The organism is Hydrogenophaga palleronii NBRC 102513, assembly GCF_001571225.1.
Lineage (GTDB): Bacteria > Pseudomonadota > Gammaproteobacteria > Burkholderiales > Burkholderiaceae_C > Hydrogenophaga > Hydrogenophaga palleronii.
Genome location: NZ_BCTJ01000069.1, coordinates 1 through 8450 on the forward strand (window position 1 = coordinate 1; position 8450 = coordinate 8450).

The window sequence follows — 8450 nt, forward strand, 5'->3', positions numbered from 1 at the left end:
GGTGAGCAGAGCGACGGCATCGGCCAGGTGAACGTGGCGGTGACGCAGCTGGACCAGATGACACAACAGAACGCCGCGCTGGTGGAAGAAAGCGCAGCGGCGGCCGAGAGCCTGAAGGACCAGGCCTCACGCCTCGCGGCGGTGGTGCAGATCTTCCGCCTGGATGCCAGCGCCCCGGTGCTGCTGCAGGCGCCTCCCCAGACGCCGGTGCGCCTGGCGCCGCAAGCCCCGGCCCGTCCGCCGGCCAAGGCCCTGGTGGCGGCCGCACCGGTGCTCGCCAAGCGCGCCACCACCGGCGCACAACGCCTTCCGGCACCGACCACGCCTGCGAATGCCGCCCCGGCCAGCGCACCCCGGCCCTTGCCGGTGGCGCGGCCGGCTGCCGCCACCGCCTCGACCGGCGCCGAAGGCGACTGGGAAAGTTTTTGATCGGTCGCGCCGCTGGCGCGACCCCATACACAGAGCGCTCGCGGGCCGCGGCCACCCTGCCCGCCCGACCGAGCCGCCATCCGGAGATAGACCATGATGTCGTTGATGCGCCAGTTTTCCATTCGCACCCGCATGCTGGGTGCCATTGCCGTCGTGCTGCTTTTGCTGCTGATCGTGGGCACCGCCGGCTGGTGGGGCATGGCCCGCGTGCACGCCTTGAACGAATCCTTCATCGAAAACGCGTTCGAGGAAACGCTCACGCTGTCGCGCCTGCAGGTCTCGCTGGGCGACATGGGCCGGCTCGAGAAGGACATGATCATTGCCTACGAGAAGCCGGAAGAGGTGACGCGCATCAAGGCCCAGTGGCTGGCGGCGCGCGACGCGGCGCAGAGCCAGATGGGCCACATGCTGGAAGGCCAGTCCGACGCGGACAACACCCTGGTGCAGCAGATGCAGGGCCAGCTCGCGGCCTACGTGGCGGCGGTCGAGCCGGTGACGCGCCAGCTCGAATCCAGTGGCTACGACTCGGCCACCGTGGCCAACCGCATGCTTAACCGGGCGCACGCCAACTACAGCGAGCTGCTGGAAAGCCTGAAGGGCCTGGAGACTGCGTTGATGGCCGAAGCCGCCGAAGCGCGCCAGGCCGGCCGCGACGCCAACAGCCAGACCCTGCTGCTGTTTGCGCTGGCGCTGGCCATCGCGGCGCTGGTGGTGGTGCCGACCACGCTGTACAACATGAAGAGCATCTGCGACCCGGTGCAGGAAGCGCGCGGCCTGGCGCTGGCCATCTCGCAGGGCGACCTCACGCGGTCCGTGCCGGTGGTGGGCAAGGACGAGCTGGCCTCGCTGATGCACGCGCTCAACACCATGCAGAGCTCGCTGGCGCGCATCGTCGGTGAGGTGCGCAACGCCACCGACAGCATCGGCACCGCCAGCCAGCAGATCGCCAGCGGCAACCAGGACCTGTCCGCGCGCACCGAGCAGGCGGCCAGCAACCTGCAGGAAACCGCGGCCAGCATGGAGCAGCTCACCGGCACCGTGCGCCAGAGCGCCGACGCGGCGCGCCAGGCCTCGCAGATGGCGGTGGCCAACGCCGAGGTGGCGGTGCGCGGTGGTGAAGTGGTGGGCCAAGTGGTCACCACCATGGACGAGATCAACCACAGCAGCAAAAAGATCGGCGACATCATCGGCGTGATCGACGGCATTGCCTTCCAGACCAACATCCTGGCGCTCAACGCCGCGGTGGAAGCCGCGCGCGCCGGCGAACAGGGCCGGGGCTTTGCGGTGGTGGCGGGCGAGGTGCGCAACCTGGCCTTGCGCAGCGCGCAGGCTGCCAAGGAGATCAAGGGCCTGATCGACGCCAGCGTGAGCAAGGTGCAGGACGGCTCGCGTCTGGTGGCCCAGGCCGGCAGCACCATCGGCGAGATCGTGGCCAATGCCGACAAGGTCTCGACCTTCATTGCCGACATCACCACCGCCGCCGGCGAGCAGAGCGACGGCATCGGCCAGGTGAACGTGGCGGTGACGCAGCTGGACCAGATGACGCAGCAGAACGCCGCACTGGTGGAAGAGAGCGCGGCGGCGGCCGAGAGCCTGAAAGACCAGGCGCAACGGCTGGCCGGCGTGGTGCAGGTGTTCCGCCTCGCGCCCGCATCGGCCTGAGCCCGCGCCGCACATCACACAGCCAGTTCACAGGCAGCGCGAACGCACGAACAACCGTGCGGCGTGCCTATACTGTTTCCCTGTCCACTGGCCGGGCCTCACGCGCCCGGCCGCGCACCCCGGAGACCGCTGCCATGAACGCCCGCCTGCCCCACTCCTCGCCCCCGCTTGACCCCGTGGCCCTGCAGGCCCATGTGGACCAGAGCTGGTCCGGCGGCATCGTGCCCGAGCTGATCCGCTACATCGAGGTGCCGGCCAAGTCGCCCGCGTTCGATGCCGACTGGGCCGCCCACGGCCTGCTCGAGAAGGTGCTGCAAAGCGCGGCCGACTGGGTGAAGGCCCAGCAGGTCGAAGGCCTGACGCTGGAGATCGTGCGCCTGAACGACGCGCAAGGCGTGCCCCGCACGCCGGTGCTGTTCTTTGAAGTGCCGGCCAGCGCCGGGCGCGACGGCACGCCGGCGCCCGCATCGGGCCAGACCGTGCTGATGTACGGCCACCTCGACAAACAACCCGAGTTCACCGGCTGGCGCAAAGACCTCGGCCCCTGGACGCCCAAGATCGACGACGGCAAGCTCTACGGCCGCGGCGGTGCCGACGACGGTTATGCGGTCTACGCCAGCATCGCCGCGCTGCAGGCACTCAAGGCCCAGGGCGCGGCGCACCCGCGCATCGTCGGGCTCATCGAAACCTGCGAAGAAAGTGGTTCGGGTGATCTGCTGCCCTACGTGGACGCGCTGCGCACCCGCCTGGGCGACGTGGGCCTGGTGATCTGCCTCGACAGCGGCGCCGGCAACTACGACCAGCTCTGGCTCACCACGAGCCTGCGCGGCATGGCCAGCGGCGTGCTCAAGGTCGAGGTGCTCACCGAAGGCATCCACTCGGGCGATGCTTCGGGCCTGGTGCCGTCGAGCTTTCGCATCATGCGTCAGGTGCTCGACCGGCTCGAAGACAGCGCCACCGGCCGCCTGCTGCCGGCCAGCTTCCATTGCGAGGTGCCGGCCGAGCGCATCGAACAGGCGCGCGCCACCGCCGCCATCCTGGGCGACGAGATCTACAAACGGTTTCCCTGGGCGCACCACGACTGCGGTGGCAGCACCGCCTTCGCCCTGCCCACCACCACCGACCCGGTGGAAGCCCTGCTCAACCGCACCTGGCGGCCCACGCTGTCGGTCACCGGTGCCGACGGTTTCCCCGAGATGCGCAACGCCGGCAACGTGCTGCGCCCCTACACCGCCTTCAAGCTCAGCCTGCGCCTGCCGCCGCTGGTGGACGCACCGGCCGCGGTGCAGCGCCTCAAGGCCCTGCTGGAAGACAACGCGCCCTACCAGGCCAAGGTGACCTTCGAGGGCGAAGGCGCGGCCAGCGGCTGGAACGCGCCGAGCACCGCACCCTGGTTCGAGAACGCGCTGCAAGCAGCTTCGCAGGCGCACTACGGTGCTGGCTGCGGCACCATCGGCCAGGGCGGCACCATCCCGCTGATGAACATGCTGAGCCAGGGTTTCCCGACCGCGCAAATGATGGTCTGCGGCGTGCTCGGCCCCAAGAGCAATGCGCACGGCCCGAACGAATTCCTGCACCTGGACTACGCGCGGCGCCTCACCGCGACCGTGGCCCAGGTGATCGCCCGCATGCCCTGAGCCCGCACATCCGATGTCCGCCGACACCACCCAGGCCCCCTTCACCCTGCGCGACGGCCTCAACCTGGCCCTGTTCGACTGGCCGCTGCCGATGCGCTGGCGCCCGCGTGCGGTGGTGCTCATCGTGCACGGCCTGGGCGAACACGCCTGGCGCTACGACGCGCTGGCGCGGCGCCTGAACGAATGGGGCTTTGCGGTGCGCGCCTACGACCAGCGCGGCCACGGCGAATCGGGCGGCGCGCGCGGCGTGCTGCCCGACGACGACGCGCTGCTGGAAGACCTGGCCGAGGTGATGGAGGACACGCGCACGCACATCGCCGAGCCCTGGGCCTGCCCGCTGATCCTGCTCGGCCACAGCATGGGCGGCCTCATCAGCGCCACCTTCGTGCAGCGCCGCATGGCAGCGGTGGACGGCCTGGTGCTGTCATCGCCCGCGCTGGACGCCGGCATCGGCCCGCTGCAGCGCAAGCTGATCGCCCTGCTGTACCGGTTTGCGCCCAACGCCGTGATCGGCAACGGCCTGGACGCCAACAAGATCTCGCACAACCCGGCGGTGGTGGCGGCCTACAAGAAAGACCCGCTGGTGCACGACCGCATCAGCGCGCGGCTGGCGCGCTTCATCGACAGCAACGGCCCGCGCGTGCTGGCGGCCGCGCCGCGCTGGAAAGTGCCCACCTTGTTGATGTACGCCGGTGCCGACAGCCTGGTGCGCCCGGCCGGCAGCAAGGCCTTCGCTGCCGCCGCGCCGCGCGAGGTGCTGAGTGGCCGCGTCTTCGAGGGCCAGTACCACGAGCTGTTCAACGAGAGCGACCCCTCGGAGGTGTTGGCCACGCTCAAGGCCTGGCTGGACCGGCGGGCACCCGCGGCCTGAGTGTTGCGCCGCGTGTGCGCCGCGCGGCGCAACGGCCCGGCGTGACCGGGCCGGGTTGGTTTTAGCGCTTGGGCTGCAGCAGTCCGCCGAGCATGCCCATCAGGTCGCCGGCGGCACCAGCTTGCGCACCACCGCCACCCAGCAAAGCACCGAGGCCACCCAGGCCGCCGAGTTCGTTGTCGCTGGGCACCTGGCCCTTGGGCGTGAGCTGGTCGATCAAACCGGGCAACAGGTCGGCCAGCGTGCCCGAAGCCTGTTCCTTGCTGCCGCCGAGCTGGGCGGCGATGGTGCCCAGCAGGTCCGGGCCGAGGGCGCTGCCGAGTTGCGAGCCCGACACCGGCTGGTTGGCACCGGTGCCGATCCAGGACTGCACCGCATCACCCAGGCCACCGGCCTGCAGCTTGGCGAGCAGGCCCTGCAGGCCGCCCGCACTCGCCAGCACCGAGCCGACGAGGGCGATCAGCATTTGCGGGTCGAGGCCACCCGGCAGGCCGCCGGCGGCGCCGGGCTTGCCCTGTTGTTGCGAGCCCAGTGCGGCGTTGGCGGCGGCACCGATCAAAGAATCCAGAAGTCCCATGGTGTGTTTCCCATATCAAGTTGGGCGCCCGGAATGGGCGCTCTGTCACGCGGGATTGTGGGCCTGGCGGCGCACCCAGGCAAGCCACAGCAGCGCCAGGCCGGTCAGGGCCACCGGCACCAGCGAGCCGATGTTGAGCCACTGCCAGCCCTGGGTGGTGACCAGCGCACCGGAGGCGAACGACGTCAGTGCCATGGTGGCGAAGACGCCGAAGTTGATCGCGGCCTGCGCGCGGTTCTTTTCCTCCGGCCGGTAGGCCTGCAGCGCCAGCGTGGTGCTGCCGGTGAAGAGGAAGTTCCAGCCCACGCCGAGCAGGAACAGCGCGATCAGGAACTGGTGCAGCTCCACGCCCGAGAGCGCGATCACGATGCACGCGAGGTTGAGCAGCACGCCCACGCCCATCACGCTGAGCACGCCGAAGCGGGCGATCAGGTGGCCGGTGAAGAAGCCGGGCGCGAACATGCCGATCACGTGCCACTCCAGCACCAGGGCCGCGTCGTCGAACGCGAAACCGCAGACCTGCATGGCCAGCGGCGTGGCGGCCATCAGCAGGTTCATCACGCCGTAACCGAGCGAGGCGCTGGCCATCGCCACCAGGAACACCGGCTGGCGCACGATCACGCTCAGCGGGCGCCCACCCGTGGCACCCGCCACCGGCTTCGGCGTGGGCGGGAAACGCAGCAAGGCCATCACGCCCATGGACAACAGCGCCACGACCGCCAGCGCCACATAGGCGCCGGCGAAAGGCACGCCCAGCCAGTCCTTGGTGCGCACCGCGAGGTTGGGCCCGAGCACCGCACCCACCAGGCCACCGGCCAGCACCAGCGACACCGCCTTGTCGCGGAACGCCGGTGCGCTCAGTTCGGCGGCGGCGAAACGGTAGAGCTGGCCGTTGGCGCTGTAATAACCCGCGACCACGGTGGCGGCCACCAGCAGCCAGAAGTTCTTGTCGAGCACCGCCCAGGCACAGAGCAGGGCCGAGGCCAGGGCCACCAGCAGGCCGATCTGGAACGAGGCCTGGCGCCCGAAGGCGCTCTGGGTGCGCGCCACCAGTGGCGTGGCCAGCGCACCGCCCACCACATAACCCATCACCGGCAGGGTCGCCATCCAGCCCAGTGGCGCCAGCGCCAGCCCGACCAGGCCGTTGATGGCGATGAAGACCACGTTGTTGGTGAGAAACAGGCCTTGTGCGGCGGCCAGCAGCCAGAGGTTCTTGTTCATGTGGCGCCGTTTATACAAGCCCGCCGTGCCGGCCCCGCGCGCGGCAGCGGACGGGCCTGCGCGACGCAGGGCTATAGTGCCAGGCCCATGCACTGTTCTTCCCCCGCCCCATGACCTTGCACATCGGCATCGTGGCCTGTTCCGCCGAAGGCGCTGCGCTCTGTTACCGCACCCTCTGCAGCGAAGCCGCGGCCCTGCTCGGGCCGCACGCCCACCCCGAGATCTCGCTGCACTCGCTTTCGCTGGCCGACTACGTGCACTGCCTGGAGCGTGGTGACCTGAACGGTGTGGCCGAGCTGATGCTCAACTCCGCGCACAAGCTGGCGGCGGCGGGTGCGGACTTCCTGATCTGCCCCGACAACACCATCCACCAGGCCTTCCACCTCGTCGCACCGCGTTCGCCGCGGCCCTGGCAGCACATCGCCGAGGTGGTGGCGCAGGCGGCGCGGCAACAGGGCTACCGTCGCCTGGGCATCACCGGCACGCGCTGGCTGGTCGACAGCGAGGTCTACCCCGCGGCGCTCGCAGCACACGGCATCGACGCGCTGCGCCCGCCCGGGGCCGAGCGCGACACGCTGGCGCGCATCATCATGGACGAACTGGTCAACGGCGTGTTCCTGCCCGACAGTGTGGCGCGGCTGCAGGCCGTGATCGCCGGCCTGCAAACGACGGGCTGCGACGCGGTGGTGCTCGGCTGCACCGAGTTGCCGCTGGTGTTGAGTGATGCCAACTCGCCCCTGCCCACACTGGACTCCACGCGCCTGCTCGCGCGTGCGGCGCTGGCGCGTGCCGTGGGTACGTAGTCGCAGGACCCACCGGACGGGGCATGGTGCCCGGGTGTTGCCATCGAGCTTTCATCGACGCTCCGAAAGCAGGAGCGTGACACCGTGATGACATAGGGCGTGTCAGATCACCGGTCGGAAAAAATCGCTCAAGAAGGGTACTCGGTATCCGAAGAAGCGGGCGACGGCGCCACACGGCGCTGCACCATCCCGGACCCTGCCCTCCCATGACCTGGCTTTCTTTCATTTCCGTGCGCGCCAAGCTCGCGCTGCTGCTGGCGCTGTGCGCGCTGGGCATTCTGGCCGTGGCCGGGTCGGCCCTGTTCGGCCTCGACCGCGCCGTCTCGGCCAGCCAGCAACTGGTGCAGGTGGAGGTGTCGGCCTTGCGCACCTTGGGCGACGTGCGCGCCAGCGTCGGCCACATGCGCCGCTACGAGAAGGACCTGTTCCTCAACATGGCCGACGAGGCCGACCTCGAGCGTTACCACGCGGCCTGGCAGGCCGAGGTGGCGGGTGGCCTGGCGCTGCTCGACCGGCTGCGGCCGAGCCTGCTGGCGGCCGAGCAGCTGGCGCTGGAGCGCATGGGCACCGGCCTGGTCAACTACCGCGCGGCGGTGAATGCGATCCATGTGGGCATCACGCGCGGCGAGATCAACGACCCCTGGCGCGCCAACAGCGCGATGGAGCCGGCCAAGACCGAGGTGCGCGCGGTCGACGCGGCCTTCACCGAGATCAGCGACGCGGTGGGCGTGCGCGTCGACGGCATGGTGGCGGAACTGGCCGCGCTGCAGCGGCAGGCGATGTGGCTCACGGTGGCGGCGGCGCTGGCCGTGCTGGTGCTGGCACTGGGCCTGGGGTATGTGGTGAGCGGCAGCATCACGCGCCCGCTGGGCGAAGCGGCACGCGCCATCGAGAGTGTGGCCGGTGGTGACCTCGGCACTCGGGTGCGCAGCCTGGGGCGCGACGAAACCGCGCGCATGTTGATGGGCATCTCGCGCATGCAGGACGGGCTTGCGCGCATCGTGAGCGAGATCCGCCAGGGGGTTGAAGGCGTGAACGCCGCGAGCGTGGAGATCAGCACGGGCAACCGCGACCTGAGCGCGCGCACCGAACAGGCCGCCAGCAACCTGCAGGAAACCGCGGCCAGCATGGAGCAGCTCACGAGCACCGTGCGCCAGAGCGCCGACGCCGCGCGCCAGGCCAACCAGCTTGCCGCGAGCGCGGCCGAGATCGCCGTGCGCGGTGGTGAAGTGGTGGGCCAGGTGGTTACG

At 70.1% G+C, this 8450-nt stretch carries 7 protein-coding genes and 1 pseudogene; 6 read left to right on the plus strand and 2 right to left on the minus strand.

What is annotated here, in order from left to right; translation table 11 throughout:
- From HPA01S_RS21900 to HPA01S_RS21915, 4 genes and pseudogenes are all read left to right on the plus strand, one after another.
- Positions 1-429 (plus strand): annotated as a pseudogene (locus HPA01S_RS21900) (methyl-accepting chemotaxis protein); the annotation flags it as partial.
- Between the two features lie 93 nt (positions 430-522).
- Positions 523-2091, plus strand: coding sequence for a methyl-accepting chemotaxis protein (locus HPA01S_RS23760; protein WP_066273543.1), 1569 nt, complete (start codon positions 523-525; stop codon positions 2089-2091).
- A gap of 134 nt (positions 2092-2225) precedes the next feature.
- Complete coding sequence (locus HPA01S_RS21910; protein ID WP_066273545.1) at positions 2226-3728, plus strand: M20 family metallopeptidase; 1503 nt, start codon at positions 2226-2228, stop codon at positions 3726-3728.
- Positions 3729-3741: 13 nt separating this feature from the next.
- Entirely contained in the window at positions 3742-4599 is an 858-nt protein-coding gene (locus HPA01S_RS21915; protein ID WP_066273547.1) for an alpha/beta hydrolase, read from the plus strand.
- 61 nt (positions 4600-4660) lie between these two features.
- On the opposite strand, the gene HPA01S_RS21920 is transcribed toward HPA01S_RS21915, so the two are convergent.
- Complete coding sequence (locus tag HPA01S_RS21920) at positions 4661-5176, minus strand: YidB family protein (protein WP_084360906.1); 516 nt, start codon at positions 5174-5176, stop codon at positions 4661-4663.
- 45 nt (positions 5177-5221) lie between these two features.
- Positions 5222-6397 carry an MFS transporter gene (locus HPA01S_RS21925; protein WP_066273548.1) on the minus strand — a complete coding sequence of 392 codons (1176 nt, stop codon included), beginning with the start codon at positions 6395-6397 and terminating at the stop codon, positions 5222-5224.
- Between the two features lie 110 nt (positions 6398-6507).
- On the opposite strand from HPA01S_RS21925, the gene HPA01S_RS21930 reads away from it, so the two are divergent.
- Both HPA01S_RS21930 and HPA01S_RS21935 read left to right on the plus strand, forming a co-directional pair.
- Complete coding sequence (locus HPA01S_RS21930; RefSeq protein ID WP_066273549.1) at positions 6508-7200, plus strand: aspartate/glutamate racemase family protein; 693 nt, start codon at positions 6508-6510, stop codon at positions 7198-7200.
- Between the two features lie 206 nt (positions 7201-7406).
- Positions 7407-8450, plus strand: a 1044-nt coding sequence (locus tag HPA01S_RS21935; RefSeq protein ID WP_245638726.1) for a HAMP domain-containing protein, incomplete at its 3' end; no start/stop codon positions are given.

What these genes read in the sequence shown, in the direction of transcription:
- HPA01S_RS23760 (WP_066273543.1), top strand. Translation starts at nt 523, where the DNA reads ATGATGTCGTTGATGCGCCAGTTTTCCATTCGCACCCGCATGCTGGGT.
- HPA01S_RS21910 (WP_066273545.1), top strand. Translation starts at nt 2,226, where the DNA reads ATGAACGCCCGCCTGCCCCACTCCTCGCCCCCGCTTGACCCCGTGGCC.
- HPA01S_RS21915 (WP_066273547.1), top strand. Translation starts at nt 3,742, where the DNA reads ATGTCCGCCGACACCACCCAGGCCCCCTTCACCCTGCGCGACGGCCTC.
- HPA01S_RS21920 (WP_084360906.1), bottom strand. Translation starts at nt 5,176, where the DNA reads ATGGGACTTCTGGATTCTTTGATCGGTGCCGCCGCCAACGCCGCACTG.
- HPA01S_RS21925 (WP_066273548.1), bottom strand. Translation starts at nt 6,397, where the DNA reads ATGAACAAGAACCTCTGGCTGCTGGCCGCCGCACAAGGCCTGTTTCTC.
- HPA01S_RS21930 (WP_066273549.1), top strand. Translation starts at nt 6,508, where the DNA reads ATGACCTTGCACATCGGCATCGTGGCCTGTTCCGCCGAAGGCGCTGCG.